We start from the raw sequence: 888 nt of genomic DNA on the forward strand, positions 1-888 counted from the left end.
TTTTTTAGTCATGTAATTTCCTCAGTTAGCGGGAGTGTGCTCCCATTGAGGTGTCCGATTTCATTAGACCACTACATACGATCGATCGCTTCGTTCCAGTTTTCTCCTGGTAGAACGATGTCTCAGGACAACTCTTGATTTACGGGAGCGTCATCTTGTTCGTAGAGCTCATGCATTTTATCTTGCAGAATTTTTTTGCTAATGAGTTTGGTCTGATATTCAGCGACCAAAGCGGGCGACAGGGAGCGTGACAGTGCGTATTCGACCACTTCACGATCACGCGTTTTGCATAAAAGTAGTCCGACAGTGGGATTTTCATGCGCTTTTTTATGGTCCCGGTCCAGCGCTTCCAGATAGAACTCCAGTTAGCCTAAATAAGCGGGTTTGAAATCATCGATTTTCAGTTCGACTGCAACTAGGCAAGTCAGTCCGCGGTGGTAGAACAGCAGGTCGACATAAAAAAGCCTTCAAGCCAACCGACAGGCGATATTCGTTGCCGATAAAACAAAAATCGCTACCAAGTTCCAGCAGGAAATTTTTCAGATGACGCACCAGCCCACATTGCAGGTCTTGTTCGGAATGAGAAAGGGGTAAGTCCAGGAAGTCGACCAGATAGCGGTCTTTAAACAGAGATGCAGCGTCCGTATGCCTTTCTTTCAATGCCGTTGATAACAATGGCCCGCCATTGACGAGCACGCGCTCGAACAAGCGGCTGTCAATCTCCCGTGCGATCTCGCGTACCGACCAGTGTTCCTGTGTTGCGCGTTGCAGATAAAACAGCCGTTCTTCGTCGCTCTTGCATTTGCTAACGATGTAGTGGTCTAATAAAATCGGACACCTCAATGGGAGCACACTCCCGCTAACTGAGGAAATTACATGACTAAAAAA

At 47.3% G+C, this 888-nt stretch carries 1 protein-coding gene and 1 pseudogene; both read right to left on the bottom strand.

What is annotated here, in order from left to right; translation table 11 throughout:
• Window positions 1–122 precede the first annotated feature (122 nt).
• Window positions 123–449: pseudogene (locus QN370_RS20775) on the bottom strand (PDDEXK nuclease domain-containing protein).
• A partial coding sequence (locus tag QN370_RS20555) for a PDDEXK nuclease domain-containing protein (protein WP_323581827.1) occupies window positions 391–888 on the bottom strand: 498 nt, incomplete at its 5' end. The pseudogene QN370_RS20775 and the gene QN370_RS20555, both read right to left, overlap by 59 nt.

Source organism: Actimicrobium sp. CCI2.3 (assembly GCF_035019065.1).
In the GTDB taxonomy this organism is placed as follows: domain Bacteria; phylum Pseudomonadota; class Gammaproteobacteria; order Burkholderiales; family Burkholderiaceae_D; genus Actimicrobium.